The 23,736-nt window shown below is 65.2% G+C and carries 26 protein-coding genes, 2 tRNA genes and 1 pseudogene; 17 read left to right on the top strand and 12 right to left on the bottom strand.

Features of this window, described 5'->3' with window-relative positions; translation table 11 throughout:
* Nucleotides 1–481 precede the first annotated feature (481 nt).
* The 3 genes from ACUXST_RS12505 to ACUXST_RS12495 all read left to right on the top strand — a co-directional run bounded on the left by ACUXST_RS12505 (nucleotide 482) and on the right by ACUXST_RS12495 (nucleotide 1,681).
* Nucleotides 482–619, top strand: a complete 138-nt coding sequence (locus tag ACUXST_RS12505) for a hypothetical protein (protein WP_458390314.1) — start codon at nucleotides 482–484, stop codon at nucleotides 617–619.
* A 283-nt stretch (nucleotides 620–902) separates the two neighbouring features.
* Entirely contained in the window at nucleotides 903–1,238 is a 336-nt protein-coding gene (locus tag ACUXST_RS12500; RefSeq protein WP_458390313.1) for a hypothetical protein, read from the top strand.
* Nucleotides 1,239–1,471: 233 nt separating this feature from the next.
* Entirely contained in the window at nucleotides 1,472–1,681 is a 210-nt protein-coding gene (locus tag ACUXST_RS12495; RefSeq protein ID WP_458390312.1) for a winged helix-turn-helix transcriptional regulator, read from the top strand.
* Between the two features lie 58 nt (nucleotides 1,682–1,739).
* On the opposite strand, the gene ACUXST_RS12490 is transcribed toward ACUXST_RS12495, so the two are convergent.
* Both ACUXST_RS12490 and ACUXST_RS12485 read right to left on the bottom strand, forming a co-directional pair.
* Nucleotides 1,740–1,816, bottom strand: a tRNA-Arg gene (locus ACUXST_RS12490).
* 84 nt (nucleotides 1,817–1,900) lie between these two features.
* A complete protein-coding gene (locus ACUXST_RS12485) occupies nucleotides 1,901–2,977 on the bottom strand; it encodes an extracellular catalytic domain type 1 short-chain-length polyhydroxyalkanoate depolymerase (protein WP_458390311.1) in 1,077 nt (358 codons plus the stop codon).
* 175 nt (nucleotides 2,978–3,152) lie between these two features.
* Here ACUXST_RS12485 and ACUXST_RS12480 point away from each other — a divergent pair, with 175 nt between their 5' ends.
* Nucleotides 3,153–3,893 carry a queuosine precursor transporter gene (locus ACUXST_RS12480; protein WP_458390310.1) on the top strand — a complete coding sequence of 247 codons (741 nt, stop codon included), beginning with the start codon at nucleotides 3,153–3,155 and terminating at the stop codon, nucleotides 3,891–3,893.
* 13 nt (nucleotides 3,894–3,906) lie between these two features.
* A complete protein-coding gene (locus ACUXST_RS12475; protein ID WP_458390309.1) occupies nucleotides 3,907–4,116 on the top strand; it encodes a hypothetical protein in 210 nt (69 codons plus the stop codon).
* Here the strand turns inward: ACUXST_RS12475 and purQ are convergent.
* Together purQ and purS are read right to left on the bottom strand one after the other, a co-directional pair.
* Entirely contained in the window at nucleotides 4,113–4,778 is a 666-nt protein-coding gene (purQ, locus tag ACUXST_RS12470) for a phosphoribosylformylglycinamidine synthase subunit PurQ (protein WP_458390308.1), read from the bottom strand. The two genes, ACUXST_RS12475 and purQ, sit on opposite strands and share 4 nt — an antisense overlap.
* Nucleotides 4,775–5,020, bottom strand: a complete 246-nt coding sequence (gene purS / locus ACUXST_RS12465; RefSeq protein ID WP_458390307.1) for a phosphoribosylformylglycinamidine synthase subunit PurS — start codon at nucleotides 5,018–5,020, stop codon at nucleotides 4,775–4,777. Before purS ends, purQ begins: the two co-directional genes overlap by 4 nt.
* A 36-nt stretch (nucleotides 5,021–5,056) precedes the next feature.
* On the opposite strand from purS, the gene ACUXST_RS12460 reads away from it, so the two are divergent.
* The gene (locus tag ACUXST_RS12460; RefSeq protein ID WP_458390306.1) at nucleotides 5,057–5,308 is read left to right on the top strand and encodes a hypothetical protein; all 252 of its coding nucleotides are present in this window, start codon (nucleotides 5,057–5,059) and stop codon (nucleotides 5,306–5,308) included.
* On the opposite strand, the gene ACUXST_RS12455 is transcribed toward ACUXST_RS12460, so the two are convergent.
* On the bottom strand, nucleotides 5,309–6,571 hold the full coding sequence (locus tag ACUXST_RS12455; RefSeq protein ID WP_458390305.1) for a hypothetical protein: 1,263 nt from the start codon (nucleotides 6,569–6,571) through the stop codon (nucleotides 5,309–5,311).
* An 84-nt stretch (nucleotides 6,572–6,655) separates the two neighbouring features.
* Here ACUXST_RS12455 and ACUXST_RS12450 point away from each other — a divergent pair, with 84 nt between their 5' ends.
* On the top strand, nucleotides 6,656–8,710 hold the full coding sequence (locus ACUXST_RS12450; RefSeq protein WP_458390304.1) for a 3-hydroxyacyl-CoA dehydrogenase NAD-binding domain-containing protein: 2,055 nt from the start codon (nucleotides 6,656–6,658) through the stop codon (nucleotides 8,708–8,710).
* On the opposite strand, the gene ACUXST_RS12445 is transcribed toward ACUXST_RS12450, so the two are convergent.
* Entirely contained in the window at nucleotides 8,700–9,881 is a 1,182-nt protein-coding gene (locus ACUXST_RS12445) for an MFS transporter (protein WP_458390303.1), read from the bottom strand. The genes ACUXST_RS12450 and ACUXST_RS12445 overlap by 11 nt on opposite strands.
* An 87-nt stretch (nucleotides 9,882–9,968) precedes the next feature.
* Here ACUXST_RS12445 and ACUXST_RS12440 point away from each other — a divergent pair, with 87 nt between their 5' ends.
* Nucleotides 9,969–10,379, top strand: a complete 411-nt coding sequence (locus ACUXST_RS12440; RefSeq protein ID WP_458390302.1) for a MarR family winged helix-turn-helix transcriptional regulator — start codon at nucleotides 9,969–9,971, stop codon at nucleotides 10,377–10,379.
* A gap of 86 nt (nucleotides 10,380–10,465) precedes the next feature.
* Nucleotides 10,466–12,286 carry a translational GTPase TypA gene (gene typA / locus ACUXST_RS12435; protein WP_458390301.1) on the top strand — a complete coding sequence of 607 codons (1,821 nt, stop codon included), beginning with the start codon at nucleotides 10,466–10,468 and terminating at the stop codon, nucleotides 12,284–12,286.
* An 11-nt stretch (nucleotides 12,287–12,297) separates the two neighbouring features.
* On the opposite strand, the gene ACUXST_RS12430 is transcribed toward typA, so the two are convergent.
* From ACUXST_RS12430 to ACUXST_RS12420, 3 genes and pseudogenes are all read right to left on the bottom strand, one after another.
* Entirely contained in the window at nucleotides 12,298–12,504 is a 207-nt protein-coding gene (locus tag ACUXST_RS12430; protein WP_458390300.1) for a hypothetical protein, read from the bottom strand.
* An 81-nt stretch (nucleotides 12,505–12,585) separates the two neighbouring features.
* A pseudogene (locus ACUXST_RS12425) lies at nucleotides 12,586–12,789 on the bottom strand (cold-shock protein); the annotation flags it as partial.
* Nucleotides 12,790–12,977: 188 nt separating this feature from the next.
* A complete protein-coding gene (locus ACUXST_RS12420) occupies nucleotides 12,978–13,376 on the bottom strand; it encodes an EVE domain-containing protein (RefSeq protein WP_458390299.1) in 399 nt (132 codons plus the stop codon).
* A gap of 410 nt (nucleotides 13,377–13,786) precedes the next feature.
* Here ACUXST_RS12420 and ACUXST_RS12415 point away from each other — a divergent pair, with 410 nt between their 5' ends.
* Together ACUXST_RS12415 and ACUXST_RS12410 are read left to right on the top strand one after the other, a co-directional pair.
* On the top strand, nucleotides 13,787–14,470 hold the full coding sequence (locus ACUXST_RS12415) for a cell wall hydrolase (protein ID WP_458390298.1): 684 nt from the start codon (nucleotides 13,787–13,789) through the stop codon (nucleotides 14,468–14,470).
* Nucleotides 14,471–14,670: 200 nt separating this feature from the next.
* Nucleotides 14,671–15,204 carry a response regulator gene (locus ACUXST_RS12410; protein ID WP_458390297.1) on the top strand — a complete coding sequence of 178 codons (534 nt, stop codon included), beginning with the start codon at nucleotides 14,671–14,673 and terminating at the stop codon, nucleotides 15,202–15,204.
* Between the two features lie 4 nt (nucleotides 15,205–15,208).
* Here the strand turns inward: ACUXST_RS12410 and ACUXST_RS12405 are convergent, their stop codons facing one another.
* Nucleotides 15,209–15,958: a glutathione S-transferase family protein gene (locus ACUXST_RS12405; RefSeq protein WP_458390296.1), complete on the bottom strand. Its 750-nt coding sequence runs from the start codon at nucleotides 15,956–15,958 to the stop codon at nucleotides 15,209–15,211.
* Between the two features lie 113 nt (nucleotides 15,959–16,071).
* On the opposite strand from ACUXST_RS12405, the gene ACUXST_RS12400 reads away from it, so the two are divergent.
* The gene (locus ACUXST_RS12400; protein WP_458390295.1) at nucleotides 16,072–16,632 is read left to right on the top strand and encodes a GIN domain-containing protein; all 561 of its coding nucleotides are present in this window, start codon (nucleotides 16,072–16,074) and stop codon (nucleotides 16,630–16,632) included.
* Here ACUXST_RS12400 and ACUXST_RS12395 read toward each other — a convergent pair.
* A complete protein-coding gene (locus ACUXST_RS12395) occupies nucleotides 16,629–18,044 on the bottom strand; it encodes a glycoside hydrolase family 43 protein (protein WP_458390294.1) in 1,416 nt (471 codons plus the stop codon). The genes ACUXST_RS12400 and ACUXST_RS12395 overlap by 4 nt on opposite strands.
* 101 nt (nucleotides 18,045–18,145) lie before the next feature.
* Between ACUXST_RS12395 and glpK the strand changes: the two genes are divergently transcribed.
* From glpK to ACUXST_RS12380, 3 genes are all read left to right on the top strand, one after another.
* Nucleotides 18,146–19,651, top strand: a complete 1,506-nt coding sequence (glpK, locus tag ACUXST_RS12390; protein ID WP_458390293.1) for a glycerol kinase GlpK — start codon at nucleotides 18,146–18,148, stop codon at nucleotides 19,649–19,651.
* A 469-nt stretch (nucleotides 19,652–20,120) separates the two neighbouring features.
* Nucleotides 20,121–20,861 carry a heparin lyase I family protein gene (locus tag ACUXST_RS12385; RefSeq protein WP_458390292.1) on the top strand — a complete coding sequence of 247 codons (741 nt, stop codon included), beginning with the start codon at nucleotides 20,121–20,123 and terminating at the stop codon, nucleotides 20,859–20,861.
* A gap of 219 nt (nucleotides 20,862–21,080) precedes the next feature.
* Nucleotides 21,081–21,290, top strand: a complete 210-nt coding sequence (locus ACUXST_RS12380) for a hypothetical protein (RefSeq protein ID WP_458390291.1) — start codon at nucleotides 21,081–21,083, stop codon at nucleotides 21,288–21,290.
* Nucleotides 21,291–21,746: 456 nt separating this feature from the next.
* On the opposite strand, the gene ACUXST_RS12375 is transcribed toward ACUXST_RS12380, so the two are convergent.
* Nucleotides 21,747–21,820: transfer RNA gene (locus ACUXST_RS12375), tRNA-Gln, on the bottom strand.
* A gap of 158 nt (nucleotides 21,821–21,978) precedes the next feature.
* On the opposite strand from ACUXST_RS12375, the gene ACUXST_RS12370 reads away from it, so the two are divergent.
* Both ACUXST_RS12370 and ACUXST_RS12365 read left to right on the top strand, forming a co-directional pair.
* A complete protein-coding gene (locus tag ACUXST_RS12370) occupies nucleotides 21,979–23,037 on the top strand; it encodes a Ppx/GppA phosphatase family protein (protein WP_458390290.1) in 1,059 nt (352 codons plus the stop codon).
* Complete coding sequence (locus tag ACUXST_RS12365) at nucleotides 23,034–23,681, top strand: RlmE family RNA methyltransferase (protein WP_458390289.1); 648 nt, start codon at nucleotides 23,034–23,036, stop codon at nucleotides 23,679–23,681. Before ACUXST_RS12370 ends, ACUXST_RS12365 begins: the two co-directional genes overlap by 4 nt.
* The last annotated feature ends 55 nt before the right edge of the window (nucleotides 23,682–23,736 follow it).

Here is a 23,736-nt window from a genome sequence, read left to right as displayed (position 1 = left end):
GCGTTTGGCCATGTTCGGGCTCCCAGCAGGGAAGCCCATGGCGCCCCCTCAACCTCTGACTCGCGCCAGGAACAGCCATATCCCCGCGCCACCCAGTATGATGAATGCGGCTGAGGTGAGCCGCGCGGCGGCACGTAGAGCTCCGACGGAGAAAGTGCTGCGGCCGTCGGCACGTTCTCGTCGCTTAGCTACATTCAGCCAGCAAATTGCGGCTGCGATAAGCACCGCGGAGCCGAGGCCCAATAGCGTATCCTGGACATCCACGTTGCTCTCCCGACTAACGGTCGCAGCATCGCTGGGACACTAGCGTCCACCCTAGGCTGGACCATCGTTGCGTTTTATCAAATTCGGGCACTCGCCTCTCCACGCCCCGAGGAGACGCAACTTGCACCTTCGGGGTGTCCCGAGTTGGCACAGCTCACCCGTTAAGCCTTCATATCAACAATGGAAAGTAGTTCGCTGACTTCGCAAGGAGGTCCGCATGGTGAAACACGTCTGGGAGTTCGTGATCGCGTTGTGGCTGGCACCCGCAATTTTGATGGGCGCTCTCGTCTACCGTGAGGCAAAGCGCCGCGATGAAGACGGCCGCGCGGACTTCACCGACTCTCCCACTGATTAGTGCCCGCCCGGTCGGCAGACGTAAGCGATGTTCACGAATGGTTCTCACCTGCTTATCTCTGCGGCATGTCCACAAAGCACGTCCGCACGACGGGCGACTTAGTTCGCTTTGGCTGCAGCCTGCGGGTTGATTGCGCGAGCTGCGCCGCGGCCCATACGATCACTGGACCTAGGGCTGTGGCATCGTTCGGGCTTGTGCCGCTGAGGCAAGCACAGGGCCGGCTGAAGTGCTCCAGGTGCGGTAAGAAGCAGGCGCGGCTGGTAGTGCTCAATCCCGTTTGATTATGCATACGTATGCAGCAGTCGAAGTTAACTTAGATTACATCCCAGCGTGCGACCCGGCTCTGATGCAAATCAGAAGAAAACCGGAGCGGGAGAACCGGATTCAAGTCAGCCTCGAGGCGCACCTGACCAATTCTGATGGCGTCAGGCTGCCGGTCACATTCAAGGACTTGTCGCGCCGCGGGTTCAAAGTCGAACATGCAGGGGCAGACCTGAACATCGGTGAAATCGTTATGATCGGAACATCACGTTCCGACGCTCGGGCTCAGCTGCACTGGGTCACAGCTGACGAAGCAGGCGGTACATTCATCGACGACGTTGAAGACGTGTTCGGCTGATGCAAGCAGGTCGGCCCAAACCGCCCGGACGCATCCTCATCGCCGGATTATCGCTGCGGACGCGAGTCCGGCAATGAAAAGCGGCCCGGCGTTGGTTAGCCGAGCCGCCTTCAGGGCAATGTGACTCGCCGGGGTGGGAAGGTTGGCGGCGAGTCGACAGGCAGGTTACGCCCTTTTCAGATAATCAGAAATAAATACTCTAACGCATGGCTCTTAGCCCTCGAGGAACTCTAATGCGCAGACCAGCCGGCCAAGCTGCCGAAATGATCCTCAAGGCCGTCTCCGACGCTCATCCGGAGGGTCTCACCTACGCGCAGCTGGGAGAGCGCTGCCGGCTTCCTGGCGGCACGATTCACGAAAACGTGCGAGCGCTCCGCAAGCAGGGGAAGATCGAGAGCTTCAAGGGCGACGACGGCGCCGCCTGGATCTGCTTGCCGGAGTAACACAGTTCCCTATGTGTTACCTGAAGCCGATACGGTAACATGCAGAGTGGGAGTAAACTGGCGCGCCCGGTAGGATTCGAACCTACGACCTCAAGCTTAGAAGGCTCGTGCTCTATCCAACTGAGCTACGGGCGCGTGCCGAGGGCACGATTAACGGCAATTCGGGCCGAACGGGTCTAGATTTTTTTGGGAAGCGTGCGTCGTGCTGCCCTGCCGGTCTCAATCGCGCAGCAAGCCGGCCGTCCGAAGTGCGTCTTCAATTGTTTTCTGGATGCCGCTCGAAGCGGTCGCTGTACCCGTTGGGGTCGCGGGGGCATTCGGCACCGCCGTGCCAGCCCGAGTCTTGGCGGTCGGTGGCGAGTGCCGCTCTGTCGCCGGCACCGGCTTGTCGATGCCCCAGAACCGCAGCGTCTCTCGCGTCGACGAAATGCCGACGTCGAGCATGAAGGGAGCAGCGGTTTCGCCCTGCTGGTGCGCCGGGTCCAGCGGCGTTCCGTGGCCCATCCCGGATATGACAAACTCCTCGATCGCTTCGCGGCCCGTCGAGTCGTGCCAGACGTGGTGCGTGTAGCCATGAACCTTGTCGGTCGAAGACGGCGCAGTCGGCAGACCCTGGAGGATCCGCCACTGGTCGACGATCGCTTGAGCGTTGCTGCGGTCGACGGTCGCATCGTTGGTGCCGTGCCAGACGGACAGGGCCGGCCAGCGACCTGTGTGACTGGACGCGGAGCGGACCAGGCGGGCGAGCGCATCCGGCGTTGCGCCGCCGTGGCCACGCATTCGGTCGAATGCCTCCGGCACCGATCGCGCCGTGCCGAACGGTAGTCCGGCGATGATCGCGCCACCGGCAAAGACGTCCGGATAAGTGGCGAGCATGACGGCTGTCATCGCTCCGCCCGCCGACAGGCCGCTGACGTAGACGCGAGCTGGATCCGTGCCGTGCCTCGCCTGCATGGCGACGACCATCTGCCGGATCGACATGGCTTCGCCGCGCCCCCGGCCCGCGTCCTCGGGCGAGAACCAGTTGAAGCAGAGGTTCGGATTGTTCGATCGTTGCTGCTGCGGGAAGAGCAATGCAAAGCCGAATTGGTCGGCGGCGGAGGACCAGCCGGCGCTGCGATCGTAGCCGCTCGCCGACTGCGTGCAGCCGTGAAGCACGACGACCAGCGGAGCGTTCGGGCGCACAGACTTAGGGACGTAAAATCGCGCATCGAGCTGCCCCGGGTTCGAGCCGAAATCGCCAAGCCGGTCGAGGTGATCGTCACCTGCAGCCGGGTTCGCAAGTCCGTTCCGCAAGGCGGTCAGGCGCGTGATCGTATTATGAAGGCTGCGGATGGCGCCTCTCCTCTGCCGGGACCGGGATGGGCCTCCAAGCCACTGTAGATAGGGATTATGCTGCGCCGCACAATAACCATGGATGGTCCAGTTCGCTGCTGTTGACGGCAGGCGGAACCGGGCTACGCCTTGAAGGATGCAGGGGGACGAGCGGCGGACTGTCGAGGCGCGGGCGCTTGCGGGCGTGCACTTCCGCTATTTCGACTTCGTCATCGTGGCCTTCGTGGTCGTGCTGCTGCTGTCCAACGTGATCGGCGCGGAGAAGCGCTCGGTGGTGCAGCTGCCGCTGCTCGGCTTGTGGCCGTTCGGCGCCGGCATCCTGTTCTTCCCGATTTCCTATGTCATCGATGACGTGCTCACTGAAGTGTACGGCTATGCTCGGGCGCGGCGCGCAATCTGGGCAGGGTTCGCCGCGCTGGCGTTCATGGCCGTGATGGAGTGGACGGTCGTCCACCTGCCGGTCGGCCCCGGGTGGAGAGGCCAGGAGGCCTACGAGCGCGTATTCGGCGGCGGCTGGCGGATCATCGGAGCGTCGATGATCGCCTTCTGGGCGGGCGACTTCCTCAACTCGGTCGTGCTCGCCAAGATGAAGATCTGGACGAACGGGCGCTACCTTTGGACGCGGACGATCGGCAGCACCGTCCTTGGTGAAGGCGCCGATAGCCTGATCTTCTATCCGCTCGCATTCTACGGGCTTCCCGACTGGCCGGTCGAGGCAATGCTCCAGGTGATGCTGAGCCAGTACGTCCTGAAGGTCTGCTGGGAAGTCGTGCTGACGCCGCTCACCTACGCGATCGTCGGCTGGCTGAAGCGGCGCGAAGGCGTGGAAGTGTTTGACGTGGGCACGAACTTCACCCCATTCTCCGCCCGAGTCTGACAGGGGGACGACGATGAACGCCGCACGGATCGCGCTTGCCGCCTCGCTGATTGCAGCATCGGGGGCGGCGCAGGCGACCACCGTGGTGATCATCGTCGAGCCGATGACGCTGGACCACTACACCCGCGTGCTCGACACGCCGGGACGCGACCGTGTGCTGATGTGCATGGCGCCGCCCTCGACCAGCGGCTGCACCGAGCTGAAGATCAGGCCGAGGCGCTAGGAGACGGTTTCCAGCAGTCCTTCGAACAGCCGGCGCCCGTCGGTGTTTCCGTGGGCCGGCTCGAACGCGCGCTCGGGGTGCGGCATCATGCCGAGTACGTTGCCAGTTTCGTTGACGATGCCGGCGATCGACCGCGCCGAACCGTTGACCTGACCGCCGTAGCGAAAGACGACGCGCCCTTCGCCTTCGAGGCGATCCAGAGTCGCTTCGTCGGCCTGATAGTTGCCGTCGTGGTGCGCGATCGGGATGCGCAGCTCCTCGCCCTGCTCATAGCCGTTCGTAAAGAGCGTCTGGCTGTTCTCGACGACCAGCGGCACCGGCCGGCAGATGTAATTGAGCTCCGCGTTGCGCATCAGCGCGCCCGGGAGAAGACCGGCTTCGGTCAGGATCTGGAAGCCGTTGCAGATACCGATCACCGGCACGCCCCGGTCGGCCGCTTCCTTGACGGCGCCCATGATCGGTGAGCGCGCGGCCATGGCGCCCGACCGCAGGTAATCGCCGTAGGAGAAACCGCCCGGGATGCCGATGAAGTCGGTGCCTTCCGGAAGCTCGCTGTCGCGGTGCCAGACCATCGCCGGCGCGCGGCCGGTGACCTGCTCAAGCGCCACGGCGAGATCGCGGTCGCAGTTGGAGCCGGGGAAGACGACGACGGCGGTCTTCATCGGCCGGCGTCCTCCAGCCGCTCGATACGGAAATTCTCGATGACGGTATTGGCCAGGAGCCGGCGGCACATGTCCTCGATCGCCGAATCATCGGTTCCGTCCGCAAGCTCCAGCTCGATGAGCTTGCCCGCGCGCACGTCGCTCACGCCGGAAAACCCCAAGCCTTCGAGCGCGTGATGGATCGCCTTGCCCTGCGGGTCGAGGACTCCGGGCTTGAGTGTGATGAAAACGCGGGCTTTCATGCCTTCGCCTCTGATGTTGAGCGGATGGGCGTCCCTATGGCGGCGAGGGTCATCAGCGGCAAGCTTTACCGTCTGTTTACGCGATCGAGCGCATCTGGGAGCGTGTCGGGCGAGCGGGCCCGCGGAGTGGAAGCAATGATCGTCGGTCTCGCAGTCGCCATCTTCGTCGCGCTGTTCGGTTGGGGTTCGGTGTACTTCGGGTGGAGCGACCCGGAGGGCAAGGTTCAGCTTGCGCTCGCGACCAGCTTCATTCTCGGGATCCTCAGCGGTTATCGCGCCAAGGGGTGATCAGCTCCAGTTGGCGTCCGCCTTGGGGTCGAGGCGCCTTGCGGCATCGACGATATCTTGGAGGTCGACGGGCTTGTCGTAAGGGTCATCGTCCAGCTTGGTGACGCGCTTCAGCCGCTCCTGCCAGCGGCGCAGCATCTCCGTATAAGGCACGAATGGCTTGCGCATCAGCTGCCCGCCGGGGAGCTCTTCGACGTCGGCGATGCCCATGTGCAGCCACTCGCCGTTGTGCCAGTCGGTCATGTCGACGGCCGGGAACAGGCAGAGGCCATGCAGGTCGACGCCGCGGTTCACCGCCGCCAGACACTCGCCGACGATGTCGTCCAGCCAGTCTGGGCGGCCGCCATAGATTCCGGAGGTCTCGGCGACGATGCAGGGCCTTTTGAACTTCTCCCAGGATTCGGTGATCAGGTCGGCGACGGGGCGAATGCGGTCGTCGCCGGGCTGCAGCGGGTTGTTGGGCTTGCCGCCGCCCGCATATTCCATCTGCCCGAAGCTGTAGTTGTTGAGCCCTAGAATATCGATCAGCTCCAGGCTGCCGCCATATTCGGGGTGCTTGAAGCCGGAGATTATGTCCCAGGCGAGATAGGCGTCGTCATAGGCTTCGCGGTGCGCCGCTTCCGCCCACTCCGGGTGGTCGCGTGGGGGCACCACCCAGATCAGCGGATCGATATGCACGAACCGTGTGTCCGGCAGTACGTCGCGGACCGCCTTGCACCCCGCGATGTCGGCGCGGGCGAGCATGCATGTGAAACGGCGGCGTTCGTCGCGGCTTTTGCCGAAAGGCGCGCACCAGCCCCACTCGCCGCCCATGTAGCCCCAGAAGGTCGGCTCGTTGACGGGCGTGATGCACAAAGGCCCATGGTGCGCTCGCTTGGCGACGTATTGAGCAGCAGCCTTGGCGTAGGCGGCGAAGCGGGTGACGAATGCTTCCGAATAGGGGTCGAGCCCGTCCGGGTAGCCGTAGTGGCAGAGGTCCCAGATGGGCAGGATGTTGTGCCGGCGCTGTGCTTCCAGGAACGGGTCGATCAGGGAGAAATCGAACTCGCCGTTGCCTTTGTCGACCAGCGGCCAGGGGATGCCTTCGCGGGCCACGGCAATGCCGAGTGGCGGGAGCAGCGCATAGTCTTCGTTCGCATGCTCGTAGTGGCGCAGCTCGGCGTTGAGATCGCGCCGCTTCTGCTCCTTGCCCCACAGGAAGGTCGAGCACTCGAATCCCGAGAGGAAGAACGTCGGAAAGATGCCCTCGCGCTGCGCCATCATGGGGTTACGCCTGAACAGCCGTATCGTTGCGCCACTTGCATGGGTGTCAGCGCCGTCTTAGCCCGCGCCCCAAAGGAGCGTTGAATGGCTGGCCCGATTTCGACCCGCAAGCATGGCGACGTGCTGATCGTCCTCAGCAACAACCCGCCGGTGAACGCGCTGAGCACGTCCGTGCGGCAGGGCTTGGTCGATGCCATCGCAGAGGCCGAGGGAGACGACCGCGTCAACGCGGTAGTCATCGCGTGCGAAGGGCAGACGTTCTTCGCCGGCGCCGACATCACGGAGTTCGGCAAGCCGCCGCAGCCGCCTTGGCTGCCGATGGTGGTGGATGCGATCGAGAATTGCAGCAAGCCGGTGGTCGCCGCGATCCACGGAACCGCGCTCGGCGGCGGTCTCGAGATTGCGCTGGGCTGTCATTATCGGGTGGCGGACGCATCGGCGAAGCTTGGCACGCCGGAGGTGAAACTCGGACTGCTGCCAGGTGCCGGCGGGACTCAGCGGCTCCCCCGCGTCGCGGGCGTCCGCAAAGCGCTGGAGATGACCACTTCCGGCGCGACAATCGGCGCCCGCGAAGGCTTCGACTGCGGGTTGATCGACCGGCTGATCGAGGGCGACCTGATCCCGCATGCGGTCGCCTATGCCGAAGAAGTCCGCGATGTTCGCCCCCTGCCCAAATCATCCGAGCGGCAGGGCAAAATCGCGGAGTGCGATCCTTCGGTCTTCGATGATTTCCGGAAGGAGAATGCACGCAAGTTCCGGGGCTTCGATGCGCCGGAAGCCAATATCCGCGCGGTGAAGTTCGCCTGCGAGAAGCCGTACGCGGAAGGGGTAATCGAAGAGCGGAAGCTCTTCATGGAGCTGATGACGGGGGCGCAGTCGGCGGCCCCGCGCTACTTCTTCTTTGCCGAGCGCAAGGCGGCGAAGATCGAGGGCCTCCCGGAAGGCACCGTCCCGCGCAACATTCAGCGCGTCGGTGTCATCGGCGCCGGCACAATGGGCGGCGGCATCTCGATGAATTTCCTGTCCGCGGGCATTCCAGTGACGATTGTCGAGATGGGGCAGGAAGCGCTCGATCGCGGCACCGGCACCATGCGCAGGAACTACGAAGCGAGCGCCGCCAAGGGCAAGCTCACGCAGGAGCAGGTCGGTCGCTCGATGGGGCTGCTCAGTCCGACGCTCGACTTCGAAGCGCTCGCGGATTGCGACCTCATCATCGAAGCCGTCTACGAGAATATGGACGTGAAGAAGGAAGTCTTCACGCGCATCGACAAGATCGCAAGGCCAGGTGCGATCCTCGCCTCGAACACCAGCTACCTGAACGTCAACGAGATCGCCGCGACCACCTCGCGGCCGGGCGACGTTCTCGGGCTCCACTTCTTCTCGCCTGCGAACATCATGAAGCTGCTGGAAGTGGTGCGCGGCGACGCCACCGCGCCCGACGTGCTGCTGACGGCAATGACGCTCGGCAAGCGCATCCGGAAGGTGCCGGTGGTTGCGGGGGTCTGCCATGGATTCATTGGCAACCGGATGCTGATGCCGCGGCAGATCGAGGCAACGAAGCTGCTGCTGGAAGGCGCCACGCCGAGCCAGGTCGACCGCGTCCACGTCGAGTTCGGAATGCCGATGGGCCCGTTCCAGATGGCTGACCTCGCCGGTGTCGACATCGGCTGGCACCGCGATCCGAGCCGTGTCGAAACCATCCGCGACCAGCTGTGCGCCATAGAGCGTTGGGGCCAGAAGAAGGGTGCCGGCTTCTACGACTATGACGAGAAGCGACGGCCGACGCCATCACCCGTAGTGCAGCAGATCATCGAGGACTTCGCGCGCAAGCAAGGCGTTGAGCGGCGCGAGATCAGCGACGAGGAGATCGTCGAGCGAACGCTCTACGCGATGGTCAACGAAGGCGCGAAAATCCTCGAGGAGGGCATCGCCCAACGGGCGTCGGACATCGATGTCGTCTGGGTCTACGGCTACGGCTGGCCGGTCTATCGCGGCGGGCCGATGTTCTGGGCGGACGGCGTCGGGCTCGGCAAGATCGTGGAAGGCCTCAAGCGACAGGAAGCGCGGATGAAGCCGGAGTTCAGTTTCGCGCAGCTGCTCCTCGACAAGGCCGAAAGGGGCGAGAGCTTCACGCGCTAGGGCGCCGCTGTTCCGGAAGCAGGCTGAGCATCGCCAGCGCCACGGCGGCAATCGCGGCGCTGGTCAGGAACGTCGCGCTGCTGCCGTCGCGATCCCAAAGCCAACCGGCCCCAAGGCTCGCGAGCAGTGAGCCGATGCCGGTCACGAACCAGAACGCGCCGAAGCTCGTCGCGCGCAGGTGCTCGGGCGCGCTGTCGGCAATCATCCGGGAGAAGATTCCTTGCGTCATCGCCATGTGGGCGCCCCACAGCACTATGCCCATGAAGAGACCGAGCGGACTTCCTAACTTCGCCAGCACCAGGTTGCCGGCGATCAGGACCACGATGCCGGCCATAAGGATCGATCGCGGGCTCATCCGGTCGCTGAGCGCTCCGGCGGGGTAGGCAAGCGCGACATAGGCGAGGTTGAAGAGCGCGAGGGTGATCGGCGACCAGGTCTCCGACAGGCCTGCTTCCATGCCCTTCAGGATCAGGAAGGATTCGGAGAAGCGGGCGAGCGTGAACAGGAAGCCGACCGCGAGCAGCCGCCGCGTGTCCTTGTCGATCTCACGGAACCCCGCGAAGAACGGCGAGGCTTTCCCGGACGTGACCCGCTGCTCCGGCTCCCTGAGCGCGAGCCATGCGAGCAGCACCGAGCCTACTGCAGGCACGATCGCGATCCAGAAGACGAGGCGGATGCGGCCGGCGAACAGCGTCATCAGGCCGATGGCGACGACGGGCGCCAGCAACGCTCCGGCAGTGTCGAGGGCCTGCCGAAGGCCGAACGCGCGGCCGCGGATCTCTGCCGGCGTTTCGTCGGCGATCATCGCGTCACGGGGCGCGCCGCGGATGCCCTTGCCGACGCGGTCTGCGAAACGGGCGCCCATCAAGGTGAAGGCGCCGCCCGCCAAAGGGAACAGCGGCTTGGAGAGCGCGGCGAGGCCATAGCCTGCGAGCACCCACGGCTTGCGCCTGCGGCTTCGGTCCGAGAGCCGGCCGGAGAAGAGCTTGCCGAAGCTCGCCGTTGCTTCGGCGATGCCGTCGATCGCGCCCAAGGCGGTGACCGGCAGGCCAAGGACGATCGTCACGAACGCGGGCAGCAGGGCGTGGTAGATCTCGCTCGACAGGTCCATCAGCAGGCTGATGAAGCCGAGCACCCAGACGGTGCGGGGAAGTCGGGGACGGGTTCTCACCTGAGCGTCCTTCGTCTGCCAGCGATTGCGAAACAACCCTGCCGAAAACAACGTAGCGCTTCTGAAAACATTTGCTAGAATGCAACAATGTTTGGGGGATCATCACCACAGGCGCTTGCCAGCCGCTTCATCGCAATCGCGCAGAACTGGGTAGCCGACGGCCCGGCCGAGCGGGCGGAGCGCGGCAGGCGTAAGCTCCTCGACGCAATCGGCTCGAGCGAGCCGGCGACGCTCAACGAGGTTGCCGCCGGGGTCGGCCGCGGCGCTCCGGCAGTGAGCCGCGCTGTCGAGGGGCTCGTTCGATCCGGCCTGGTCGAACGTACGCAGGATCCGAACAATCGCCGCCGGCTCGCGCTGCGCCTGACTGCCGCAGGGCGCCACCAGCTGCAGGAACGGCCGGTCACTGGTTCGGGCTTTGCCGTCCGCCTGGAACGCCTTGCCCAGAGCGAACTGCGGGCGATCGAGCGCGCGGTCGAAATCCTGGAGCGCGGCTTCTAGGAGCGAAACCCAACGGCAACAGACGGTTGCTGCATTGCAGCAACATCCCTATATGCGCCCCTCACATTTTTCCGGAAAAACATCTGATGAACCTGCGTAACGTCGCGATCATCGCGCACGTCGACCACGGCAAGACGACCCTTGTCGACCAGCTCTTCCGCCAGTCCGGCACCTTCCGCGACAACCAGCGTGTCGAGGAGCGGGCGATGGATTCGAACGACCTCGAGAAGGAGCGCGGGATCACCATCCTTGCCAAGTGCACGTCGGTCGACTGGCACGGCATCCACATCAACATCGTCGACACGCCCGGCCACGCCGACTTCGGCGCCGAGGTCGAGCGTATCCTGTCGATGGTCGACGGCGTCATCCTGCTGGTGGACGCGGCCGAAGGACCGATGCCGCAGACCAAGTTCGTCACCGGCAAGGCGCTTGCGCTGGGCCTCAAGCCGATCGTCGTCGTCAACAAGATCGATCGTCCCGACGCGCGTCCGGCCGAAGTCCTCGACGAAGTCTTCGAGCTGTTCCTCAATCTCGAAGCCAATGACGAGCAGCTCGACTTCCCGACGCTCTACGCCAGCGGCCGTGCGGGTTACGCGGGCCTGAGCGACGACGTGCGCTCCGGCGACCTGACGCCGTTGTTCGACACCATCGTCAAGCACGTGAAGGCGCCCGGAAGCGACCCCAGCGGCGAGTTCAAGATGCTTGCCACATTGCTCGACCGCGACGCCTTTCTCGGCCGCATCCTGACCGGGCGCATCGAAAGCGGCACGCTGACCACCAACATGCCGATCAAGGCGCTGGACGTCGACGGCAACGTCGTCGAGCAGGGCCGTGCGACCAAGGTCTTTGCGTTCCGCGGCCTTGATCGCGTTCCCGTCGAGAGCGCCGAAGCCGGCGAGATCGTCGCCATCGCGGGCCTGGTGAACGCTACTGTTTCGAACACCATCGCCGAGCCGGCGGTCAGCGAGCCGCTGCATGCGCGTCCGATCGACCCGCCGACGCTCGCGATGAGCTTCGCGGTCAACGACAGCCCGTTCGCGGGCAGGGACGGCGACAAGGTGCAGAGCCGCGTCATCCGCGACCGACTGATCCGCGAGGCCGAAGGCAATGTTGCGATCCGCGTCACCGAGAACCCGGGCGCGGACTCCTACGAGGTCGCGGGACGTGGCGAGCTTCAGCTCGGCGTCGTTATCGAGACTCTCCGTCGCGAGGGCTTCGAGCTCGGCATCAGCCGCCCGCGCGTGCTGTTCCGCGACGGCCCGAACGGCCGCGAGGAGCCCTACGAGACCGTCGTCATCGACGTTGATGACGAATTCTCCGGAACGGTCATCGACAAGATGGCGCTTCGCAAGGCGGAGATGACGGACATGCGTCCGTCGGGTGGCGGCAAGACCCGCCTGACCTTTTCGGCCCCGTCGCGCGGGTTAATCGGCTATCACGGCGAGTTCCTGTCCGACACGCGCGGCACCGGCATCATGAACCGGCTGTTCGAGAAATATGGACCCTTCAAGGGTCCGATCGCCGGCCGCCAGAACGGCGTTTTGATCTCGATGGAGCAGGGGCCGGCGGTGGCCTACGCCCTGAGCGCGCTCGAGGACCGGGGCGTGCTGTTCGTCTCGCCTGGCGAGATGCTCTACGAGGGGATGGTCATCGGCGAGAACGCCAAGACCCAGGACCTCGAGGTCAATCCGCTCAAGTCCAAGCAGCTGACCAACTTCCGCGCTTCGGGCCCGAAGGACGAAGGCATTCGCCTGACGCCACCGCGGCGCATGAGCCTGGAGCAGGCGATTGCCTACATTCAGGACGACGAGCTGGTCGAGGTCACGCCGAAGGCGATCCGCATCCGCAAGCGCCACCTCGACCCGCACGAGCGCAAGCGCGCGTCGCGTCAGAGCCAGGCCGCTTAAGCGGGCTTAACCTACAGGGCGGGCGGTTCTTCCGCCTTGCGCTTCTCTTCGTTGATCCGGAGGGCTTCGGACCGTGCCGCGCGGTCCGCAAGCTGCGTCCAGGCGGCTTCGGAACGGCGGCAACGCTCGCGTACATGCTCGAGCGTTGCCGAGTTCCCCTCGTCGCGCGCTTGTGCAGCGCGCGCGAGATAGAATTGCAGGTTGGTAGTGCTGCTCACGTGGAGCGGCGCTTACTCTGCTGCGTCCGCTTCGTCAGCCTGCTCCGTGGGAGCCTCGGCCGAGGCCGCCGGTGCATCGTCCGCTGACTTGAGGTTCACTGCAGCAGTTTTGCCGCGGCGATCTTCCTCGAGGTCATAGGACACGCGTTGGTCCTGGCGGAGGCTGCGCATGCCGGCGCGTTCGACAGCGGTGATGTGAACGAAGGCGTCGTTGCCGCCGTCGTCGGGCTGGATGAAGCCATAGCCTTTGCTGTCGTTGAAGAATTTCACGGTGCCTATCGGCATGTCTTCGTTCCTTCTATTGCGGGAACCCGAGTAGGGCGCCCTTGCGCTAGGAGTGCGAGAGAGAAGGAATAAGGAGCCGCAAAGCGCCAAAGACCGTCAATTTGCGACTAGTAGCCGCCAACGACATACGCTTGTTCAGTCGTGATTGTAAGGACGCGGCAAAGATCAGGCGTTTGAAGCCTGACCGATCATTTCTCGGCCATCGCCAGTACCTTGCGCCATTCTTCTGGACGGACCGGCGCCACTGACAGTCTGGACTGGCGAATCAATTCCATGTTCTGGAGCGATGACTCGGCCTTGATCGCCTTGAGGGTCACGGGCGAAAGCGGTCGTACAGGCTCGACGCCGACGGAAACCCAGTTCGGGTCCTTGGCATCGGGCTGCGCCTCGCGCGTGACGCGCATGATGCCGACCACCTGCCGCTCGTCCATGCTGTGGTAGAAGAACGCTTCATCACCGACTTTCATGGCTCGAAGATGGATCCGCGCCGTAGGGTTGCGGACGCCGTCCCACTCCGTGCCGCCGTCGCGCACCAGGTCGGACCAGCCGTAGCTGCCCGGTTCCGATTTCATGAGCCAGTAGGCCATCCGGTGGGCCTTAGCCGCGCTGCGAGCCGTGGCAAAGCGCGGTAAGCCGCCAAAAAGAGCCCGTTGAGTCGAGTGCCACGGGCGACGAGACGAAGAATCCCATTTTTGTTCCGGCACCTATCCCACGACTCCAACGATTCATCGCCAATCGCTTGGACTCTTGAGGAGCCCACCATATCTGGCCCTCAGCGATTGAGAGCGAGCGAGCCGAAGCGCGAGGCGCACGGGCTCCAGGGCAAGACGGAACAGCCGCTGCAACACGGGAGAGCGCCGAAGGCGCTTTGCAGCGGCAGTCTCCGCCAACCGAGGGTAACTATAAATTGGTCAGTTTGTTGGGAGGCCGCGGTGCGTCCGCGGTCATGGGTCTTTTCATGCTTGCGCTCGGCTCGAGTGAGGTCAGCGCGCAGAGCATGGCGGCATTGAACGTTCCCGCTGCGGTTCGTGCCCTGGACGTCGATTCATCGGCCAAGCCGCTCTCTGGAGGCGCAAGCCTCACCACGGGGACCGCGCAGGCGCCAACAGCAGCCTCGCTAGCCACCCCCGCGGTTCTCACCACCCACAGCCCTGTCACGCTTTCCACTGGCGCCAGCGTTGCTGCACCGCCGGCGCAGACGGTCACGGTCAAGCTGCCTCCGAGCATCGACCGTGAAGCCGCCTGGCTCTACCGCAGCGGCTGGCCGCTCTACGCGCTGGTCAACAAGTACAGCGCCGGCGCGCCGCTTGGCGAAGAGGCCAATTGCATCGCCACGGCCGTCTATTTCGAAGCCCGCGGCGAGGCGCTGGAAGGCCAGATGGCCGTCGCTCGCGTGATCATGAACCGCGCTGCTTCGGGCCGCTATCCGGCGAGCTGGTGCGCAGTGGTCAAGCAGCACGCACAATTCTCGTTCGTTCGCGACGGCCAGTTCCCGGCGATCGACGCAAATTCGGATGCATGGGCGAAGGCACAAGGCATCACCCGCCTGGCGATGGCCAATGTCATTCCGAGCCTTTCGAACGATGTGCTTTGGTATCACGCCAGCTATGTCGCTCCGTCCTGGCGTCGTAACCTTCGCGAGGTCGAGCACATCGGCGCGCACATATTCTATCGCGCCTGAGCCGCGCCTCATTCCAGTTCAGAGAAGGCGTCCCGGGTCGGCTCGGGGCGCCTTTTTCATGTCGGGATCATCGTTTCGGCGCGGTGCCGACTCGACCCGCCGATAATCGCGTTGAGCAGGGATTCGCACGTCGCATAAACGGGAGCACACCAAGCCACGGATTTTCGGGGGATAACTCGGGGGTAGGGGAGGCTCACGAAATGCTAAAAATTCTGATCGTCGAGGACGATTCACAGCTGGCATCCACGTTGAAGTACCTGGTCGAGGACAACCCCCGCTATCGGGTCGTCGCGACGGCCGAGGACGCCGACGGGGCCATCGCAGCGGCAGAGGCGAACGATCCGGACCTCGTACTGCTGGACCTTCATCTCGCACATGGCAGCACCGGCTTCCCGGTCGCCGTTCGTTTGAACGAGATCGGCGTCCCTTGCCTGTTCGTCAGCGGCAAGGCGCCGAGCTTCCCGATGCCGGACCTGGCGCTCGGCTGCCTGGTGAAGCCGTTCACGGCCGAAGAGGTGCATCGGTCGCTGGCGATGGCCGAGGACCTGCTGCGGGGCCGGGAGACGCTGCGTCCGCGTCCGCCCAAGAACCTGACGCTCTACGAGGGCGCATCCCCGGAGCTGGAAGAAGAGGAAGAGGAGCGGATGCCCGAACTCGGGTTCATCCCGTCACGGCCCTCGCTTAGGACGCGGATCGAGCATTGGCTCTCCGGACATCAGCGTCTGGCGGGCTAGTCTCCTAGAGCGGCATCAATCCGCGGCGTGGCTCCCGGACGCCCAGGGTTTCGGCAGTCAGCGGAGCGCCGGCTGCAAGCAGCGCCTGCCGCCGGCCTTTCACGGCAGCACCGCGCTGCACATCTTCGAACGGCAGCAAGGTGGCGATGCACGGGTGGGCCAGCGTCCGCTGGACGAAGGCCGCCGTGCGCGGCCAGCGCTGGCGGTCCGGTTCGAAGCCCGCGTAGGCGGCATTCCGAAAGAAGGTAGCGATGGTAATGTCCGCGATGCCGATGTCGCCGCACAGGAAGCCGGCGGCCGGAAGCTCCCTCTCAAGATAGTTTAGCGCAGCCGGGATGCGCTCTTCGAGCGTGTGGCGGATCCGCTCCTCGTCCCCGGGCTCATTCCAGACCAGCGGCCGAACGATCTTCTGGTAGAACAGGCTCCAGATGAAGAGGTCGCCAAGACGCGTGTCGGCGAACTCCTCGAGCCAGCGGGCACGGGCGCGGTCCTTAGGATCGCGCGGCAACAGCGGATGGCCCGGATAAGCTTCGTCCACATAAGCGCAGATGACGCTTGAATCGGTCAGCGCGAGGTCGCCGTCGATGAACACGGGGATGCGGCGCAGCGGGCTCAGGCGCTCGAACTCGTCGTTACCGTAGAATGGAGTGATCGGGTCGACCTCATAGGCGATGCGCTTGAGGTTGAGGCAGGCGAGCACCTTGCGGACATAGGGGCTGACAAAGCTGCCGATGATGCGGACGGGGGCGGCCATGGCGCTGCAATGCTCCGCCGACATGCCCGCTGCAAGTTCATGCTGGACACGCTGCAAATGTAGCGCTACATATGTAGCGTAAGCACGAACAGACATTCAAAAGGGGACTACACATGCGCTCGACACTGCCGATGTTCGCTCTCGCGTTCGCGATTTCAGCTCCCGCACTTGCGGCCGAGGCAGTGCCCGTCGGCCACTTCAGCTCCGTGCAGCTGCGCGGCGGCGGTGACCTGACCATCGTCCCAGGCCCGGTTCAGCGGGTGACCATCCTCAACGGAAGCACGCAGTTCACGACCTTCCGCATGCGCCGCGACGGCCAGCTGGAGATCGACGCGTGCAACCGGCAGTGCCCGCACAATTACAACCTCCGCATCCAGATCGAGAGCCCGCGGGTGCCGACCGTCGCGGTCGAGGCCGGCGGAACGATCATCGCCGGACGCGGCTTTGCTCCGCAGCGCGAGATCGTTGCGGCTGTCTCGGCGGGCGGCACGATCGACCTGCGCGCGCTCGATGCTGAGAAGGCGGTCGCGGCAGTGAATGCCGGCGGCGATATCTACGTCCGGCCACGGGCAAGCCTGACCGCAGCGGTCAGCAGCGGCGGCGATATCCACTATTCCGGCAACCCTGCCGTCACCATGGCCGTCCAGGGCGGCGGCGACGTCCGCCGCGACTAGGGCAGCTCCGTAACTGCGACCCGCTCGCCGTCGAACTCGAGGCCGACGGTCAGCAGCGCCCGGAAGGCGTTGTAACCGCCGGTCCCCGGGTGAAATGCGTGGAAGAAGAGCTGCGGCTTGCCGTCGAGCCCCGGAGCAACCGAGGCGTGGCCCGGCGCAGTCCACTCGCGGGTCGAGCGGAGCAGCGGCTCCCCCTGCTTGCGGTAGGGGCCGAGTGGGTGATCCGCGACGGCGACTCCGATCCCGTAGGCGGGAGTCGCGAAGTCGTTGCCGGCGTAGAACAGGAAGTAACGGCCGTCCTGTCGAGTGACGAACGGGCCCTCGATCAGGTGGCCCTCCCAGTCGAGGTCGTTCGCAAGCACGATCCGGTCCTCGCCGACCAGCGAGCGGCCGTCTTCTGCGATTCGCTGGGCGCGCAACGGCGTGACCATGGCGTCGAGGATCGCACCGGCGAGCCCTGACGCGACCAGCGCGGCCTTGACCGACTGCCAGTTGGCGAGCGCGGCTTCGATCAGCTGTTGCATGAGGAAGAAGCGTTCCATCGGGCGGCGTCCGTTCGCCCATTCCACAGCTGCCGCCGCGAAGGCCGCGGTCCGGCGGTCCTCCTCGCTCGCGAACAGCTTTCCAATGAGGTGCGGCTCGCGGCGAAGAAGCATCGCGAGCGGCCGGGGCCAGATGCCGTTCGTGTCGTCCTTCCAGAACAGATAGCGGTCGCCATTGCCGTCGACGAAGATGTGGGAGTCGATAACTCCGCCGCTCATCTGCGGCTTGGACGCATCGAGGCCCAAGCCCGTCGTGTCCATCGGCTTGCCGGTGATCAGCGGCGCGCCGTTGTCGGTCCACGGGCCTTCCGGGCTGGAGCTGCGGGCGAGGCCGATCGCGAGCGCGTTCGACTGCTGGCGCGCCGTGAAGCACAGCCAGTATTCGTCGCCAGCCTTCGCCATCTCGGGCGCCCAGAAGTCGGAGATCTGACGGCCCTTCGCTGCCCAGCCGGGCGCCTGGCCTTCGGGGAACACGAAGCCGCGATGCTGCCAGTGCTGCAGGTCCTCGGAATGAAGGATGGGGAAGGAGTCCGGCGCGTCGTTGGACGTCGCCACGAGATAATAGCCGTCGTCCGTCTTGAGGACTGCGGGGTCGCCGTAGCCGACGAGAATCTGCGGGTGGATGTTCTCGGTCAGTAGTGGCCGCCAGCGGATGTGCGCCGGCGGGTGCTCTACGGACTTGTCGAGCATGTGCGGGACGCGGGTGCCGAAATCCGCGGCTAGCTGGCCGAGGAACTCGACATAATGCTGCTGGCTGTTCCCCGGCAGCTCATAGGCGCGGCGCTTGCCGGTGGAGTCGGTGACGTTGATCAGCCGGCGCTCGCCATCTTCGGCCGCGTCGACGGTGAAGGCAGGAATGGACGTGGTCATCGGCGGGCGCGGATAGGCTCCGGCGGTCCGGGTTGGAAGCCCTTTCGAGCCCGGCAGCCGTCGCTTATGGTCGCCGCTCCAGCCGAACGGGGGCGGTGCCCATGCAGCCTGATCACGTCCTCGCGATCGACCAGGGGACGACATCGACAAGGGCGATCCTGTTCGATCAGGATGCGCAGCCCGCCGCCATCGCACAGCGGGAGCTTCGCCAGCACTACCCGCAGCCCGGGTGGGTCGAGCACGATGCCGAGGACATCTGGCGCGACGTGCTGGCGGTTGCGCGCGAGGCGATTGCAAGCAGCGGGGTCGATGTAAGGCGGATCGCGGGCATCGGGATCACCAACCAGCGCGAGACCGTCGTGGTGTGGGACCGTGCTACGGGCGAGCCCGTCCACGGCGCCATCGTCTGGCAGGACCGCAGGACCGCCGAGCAATGCTCGCGGCTGAAAGCGGACGGCACGGAAGCGATGGTCCGCGAGCGCACGGGGCTGCTCCTCGATCCGTATTTCTCGGCGACCAAGGTGGCTTGGATCCTCGATAACATTCCAGGCGCGCGCGCCCGGGCGGAGCGCGGCGACCTCGCGTTCGGCACGATCGACAGCTTCCTGCTCTGGCGGCTGACTGGCGGGGCCGTTCATGCGACCGACGTCACCAATGCCAGCCGGACGTCGCTCTTCGACATCCGAACGATGTCGTGGGACGCCGACCTGTGCCCGCTGTTCGGGGTGCCGCAGGCGATGCTCCCCGCCGTTCACGACAACAGCTGCACCTTCGGCACCACGGCGGCTGGGCTGTTCGAGGTTGAGCTGCCGGTCGCGGGAATGGCCGGCGACCAGCAGGCGGCCTTGTTCGGGCAGGCGTGCTTCGAGGCCGGGATGGCCAAGTCCACCTACGGGACCGGCTGCTTCATGCTGCTCCACACGGGCAATGAGCCGGTGATGTCGCAACACCGGCTGCTCACGACGCCTGCCTACCGCATCGGCGGGCGCACGGCATATGCTCTGGAAGGATCGATCTTCGTTGCCGGCGCTGCGGTTAAGTGGCTGCGCGACGGCCTAGGCGTGATTGCCGCTGCTGCGGACACTGAGGGGCTGGCGGCGAGCGTCACGGACACCCACGGCATCTACATGGTCCCGGCATTCGTCGGCCTGGGAGCGCCGCACTGGGACCCTGATGCGCGCGCCGCGATCTCGGGCCTGACCTTTGACGCATCGCCGGCGCACCTCGCCCGGGCAGCGCTGGAGGCGGTGGCGTATCAGACGCTGGAACTCGTCGAGGCGATGGCGGCGGACGGTGCAGCGCGCGCCGGCGCACTTCGCATCGACGGCGGCATGGCGGACAATCGCTGGGTCTGTCAGTTCCTCGCGGACATTCTGGAGGTGCCCGTCCAGCGTCCGCGGATGCTCGAGACGACGGCGCTGGGCGCGGCATTCCTGGCGGGCCTCGCGACGGGGGTGTGGCAGGACATGGAAGCGCTCAAACGCCTGTCGAGCAGCGGCGAGACTTTCACGCCAGGCATGGAGCCTGGACTGCGGCATGGTCTCGTCGCCGGCTGGCAGCGGGCACTGCGCAGGACGCTCAGCGGACACTCTCCCGCACAGGGGTAGCACCCGCATGCGACCCCGCATCGGCCGACCGCGCCGCCATTAACCACGTCAGGCAAATCCGGTGAGCCGCCAAATCGCGATGCAATCCGAGCGCGGTTACGCAGACCTTTGAGTTTTAACGGGAATTTGCGACCCCGCCATTAACGCTGCCAGACGCGTGCGACGAACAACTCATCGTTAATTCCGGTAACGGTTCGTTGACGTGGTCGCGGCATAAACGCAGCCTCCAGTCCATCGGGGGACTGGGCAGGTCAGGGGCTGTGCCTTCCAGTTATAAATAACAATCCAGCATCATAGCGAGACAACAAGTCGGGCTTCGTCGCCTGGGTTTAGCCATTTCCGGGGAGGAATTTCACTGATGTCGATGATGATTTCGCGCAGACATTGTATTTCTGCAGGCGCGGCAGCGATACTTTCTTCGTCGGCTGTTGCGGGACGCCTGAAAGTTACCTCGCCTGTCCAGACCGGCTTGCCGCCGTCTTCGGGATCCGACTACCTGACCACGCTCGTCAACGGCTTCACTCCCAAATATCCGACCTGGCAGGGCCAGGTCTGGTCAGCGGACATGGGTTCGACGTGGATCCTCAACATGGACCATTGCTGGCGCGCCACGCAGCAGCGCTGCCGCTTCGAGCTTCATAACACCGTCAATGATCGTCCGAGCGGCGACAAGTCGACCAAGCGCCGTTCCGAGCTCCACCTTTCGCGCGTGAAGCTGCCGAACAACACGCCGCTGTGGGGCGCCTTCTCGTTCAAGGACCAGCCCTGGAGCGATCGAGTGGGCATGGCGCGGACCACCGGCGGAACGCTGATGCAGATGCACGCGCCGGCCAGCGGCTCACCCGCATTCGCGATCCGGCGCGGCGGCAACGGCAATCTGGTCATCACGACGGTCGGTGAGCTCGATCCCAACAATCACAAGCGCTACGATCAGCCGCTCGCCTTCAACGAGGTTCACGACGTCGTTTACCGCTGCGTGCTGAATCCCAGCGCCGGCGAACTCGACGTCTGGGTCGACGGCCGCCAGGTCCTCTCGCTGCGGAACCAGTCGATCGGGTATGCCGCGACAGGCCACTACGCTTGCTTCGGCTTGTATTTCTCGGGCGGGGTCACTTGCCCGGTCGTCTGCGAGTTCGGCAACTGGGTCACGCCCAGCACCAGCAGCCTGCTTGGCCGCGCCAGCCGCGGGCCAGCCTGGCCGACGGCTTAATCGGCTTCAGCGCCGATCCTATCGCACACGTTCGGCCCACGCCGCCGGGACCTTCTCGGGTCCCGGTTGCGCATGAACACTAGACGCTTCCATTAACGTTAATTAAATGCGGATTGAGGTCCGCACGCGCAACTGCGGATTTCGCTCGTTACGCGAGCGGCGGCTCGGCCCGGCGCACCCCGCTGGCCGGGCCGCTTCCGCTCTTGACCGGGGCCGCAGATGGAAGCTGATTATCTCTACTACCGCCGAAGGATTGCAGAGGAGCTGTCAGCATCCGAACGCGCGATCACCGGCGCCGGCCAATTGAGACACCTGGAGCTGGTGGGGACGTTCCTGTCGCACCTGGAGAGACTCGGGGAGCCACTTCCGATCTCGAGAGCTGATTTGGCGAGGCTGAAGGCGGAGCGCACCGAGGCAGAGGTCAGCTAACCCCGCGGCTTGCAGATCCTGCACCAGTCTTTCCCGGATGCGAATGAAGCACCGCGATTGAGACGACCTTCAGAGCGCGCTGCATGTGCGCCATGCCCGCTCCAGCCGATCACCACTCCACAGCCGTCGCACAGAACTCGGTATTCGACCGCCAGGATCCGCCTCCGTGTCCTCGCGCACGGCGCTCGCTGCTGCGGCGGCCGTGGCTGTATCCAAGCGGATGACTAGGTCGGCTGCGGCCAAGCTGACTAGGCGGACTTAAGGCCACATACTGCGAAGAGTACGGCTCCCCCCGTGTTGCTGCGCCTGGACCCCGTTGTGCACGCGCGCGCTGTTCTGCGGAAAGCATGGCGTAGCGAGGGCGGCGGAGGTCTCCGGTTTCGCTCGGAAGAGCGAGCACCACCGAAGCTGGTGCTAGTTTACCCACGCAGTCTCGAATGCGCTGGCCGACGCAGCTGGATGCCCCGCGTGGATTCGAACCACGATTGACGGATTCAGAGTCCGTAGTCTTACCATTAGACGACGGGGCAGCGCCGAGAGGGCGAGTGGGCCGCGAGATAGAAATGGGCTCGGCCACTGTCAACGCTCGTGGAACCCGCCCGCGCTTGCCCTTGACCCGCAAACTGTGATTTAACGGCCCCAAGTCAGCCGTGCTTTCCGCGCGGTGTAGAACAGAAACGGGCGTGAAATGGCGCAGCATGTCGCCAGTGCGCTGGCTCTGAAGCAGGCTCATGTCGGCCAGAGCGGGCCGTCGGAATCGGGAGCTCCGCACAAGCGGGAGGCTCACCGCCACACTTACGGCGCGATCGATCTCGGAACCAACAACTGCCGCCTGCTGATCGCTCGCCCGACCGGCGGCGCTTTCACGGTCATCGATGCATTCTCCCGCGTGGTTCGCCTCGGGGAGGGGCTCTCGCACAGCGGGCGCTTGTCGCAGGAGGCCATGGACCGGGCGGTCGAGGCGCTCGGCATTTGCTCCGACAAGCTCCGCCGCCGCAACGTTTCGTTGTCGCGCTCGGTCGCTACCGAGGCGTGCCGCCGCGCCGAGAACGGGCGAACGTTCACCGACCGGGTCCGCGAAGAGACCGGGATCGTCCTCGAAATCATCCCTCCGCAGGAAGAAGCGCGGCTCGCGGTGCTGGGCTGCCACAAGCTGCTGGAGCCGGGCGACGGACCGGCACTGATCTTCGATATCGGCGGCGGCTCCACCGAGCTGGTGCTGGTCGACCAGCAGGAAGGCACGCCGCGGATCCGCAGCTGGTGGAGCGCGCCGTGGGGCGTCGTGTCGCTTACGGAGAGCGAAGGGCGGGACGCGCTGGAGGGGTCGGACCGGGTCCTTGCCTACGAACGCATGCGCGAGCGCGCCCGCCGCGCCTTCGCGCGGTTTGCAGCTATGCTCCCGGACGACAAGGAGGGCATCCGTCTGCTCGGGACGAGCGGCACCGTCACGACGCTCGCAAGCGTCCACCTCGCGTTGCCGTCCTATGACCGGCGGGTGGTGGATGGGCTGCACGTGCCGATCGAGGAGATGCGGCGGATCAGCGGCATGATCGCGGCGATGAGCCACGACGAGCGCTCGGCGCTGCCGTGCATCGGCAGCGAGCGGGCGGACTTGGTCGTCGCCGGCTGCGCGATCCTTGAGGCGATCCTGGAAATCTGGCCCGCACAGAACCTGGGCGTCGCCGATCGCGGCATCCGGGAGGGAATCCTGCGGTCGTTGATGGCGCGCGACGGCCATTCGTTGTGAAGCGACTGAAAACGGCGAGGGGCCGCAAGGTATCGTCCACGCGCTGGCTCGAGCGGCAACTCAACGACCCGTACGTGAAGCGCGCGAAGGCGGAGAATTACCGGAGCCGCGCGGCCTACAAGCTGCTGGAGCTCGACGAGAAGTTCGGGCTGCTGCGTGGCGTCCGCTCCGTGATCGATCTCGGCATCGCGCCAGGCGGCTGGAGCCAGGTGGTCCGGCGGAAGATCCCGCAGGCCGCCGTCGTCGGCATCGACCTTCTGCCGACGGACCCGATTGACGGCGTGGCCATCCTGCAGATGGACTTCATGGCGGAGGATGCCCCGGACCGGCTGAAGGAGGCCCTGGGCGGGCCGGCCGACCTCGTCATGTCCGACATGGCCGCAAATACGGTCGGACATCCGCAGACCGACCACCTGCGCACGATGGCGTTGGTCGAAGCGGGCCTCGAATTCGCAACCGAGGTTCTGCGGCCTGGCGGGGCCTATGTCGCCAAGGTTCTCGCGGGCGGCACGGACAACGCCCTGCTGGCCCAACTCAAGCGGCATTTCACCACCGTGAAGCATGCCAAGCCGCCCGCCAGCCGCAAGGACTCGAGCGAGTGGTACGTGATCGCCCAGGGCTTCAAGCGCGCCGAGGCGAACTGACTTTCCGGCAGGGCGATTCTGCTCCGGGACGAACGGCCCGTTTCTCCCTCGAATT

The sequence above is a fragment of the Sphingomonas sp. F9_3S_D5_B_2 genome, assembly GCF_054263715.1.
This window is presented reverse-complemented; position numbering and strand designations above follow the sequence as displayed.